We start from the raw sequence: 236 nt of genomic DNA, 5'->3' as shown, positions 1-236 counted from the left end.
ATTTGGAAGTAGAGTCAACGATCAGAACTGCGGATTATGTGCAGTGCGCTGTTGAAAAATACAGCGGCGATGATCCTGATGTGACAGATGGGATGAAAGTATACGCAAAAGCTGAGAAGATCGAGTCATTTTTAAAAGAGGAAGAAGCGGAAGAACGCTGTTTTGAAATCAAAGATCATATTGTTCTTGCCGGAGGAGAAGGAATCGGCCGGGTCACAAAAGCAGGATTAGAGCAG

The 236-nt window shown here is 44.1% G+C and carries 1 protein-coding gene; it reads left to right on the top strand.

Annotation, left to right across the window (positions count from 1 at the left end; translation table 11 throughout):
- Nucleotides 1–236: cobalt-precorrin-5B (C(1))-methyltransferase (locus NE668_RS10025; RefSeq protein ID WP_256196873.1), on the top strand; the 236-nt coding region annotated here is incomplete at both ends.

The organism is Veillonella parvula (genome assembly GCF_024461875.1).
Lineage (GTDB): Bacteria > Bacillota > Negativicutes > Veillonellales > Veillonellaceae > Veillonella > Veillonella parvula_I.
This window is presented reverse-complemented; position numbering and strand designations above follow the sequence as displayed.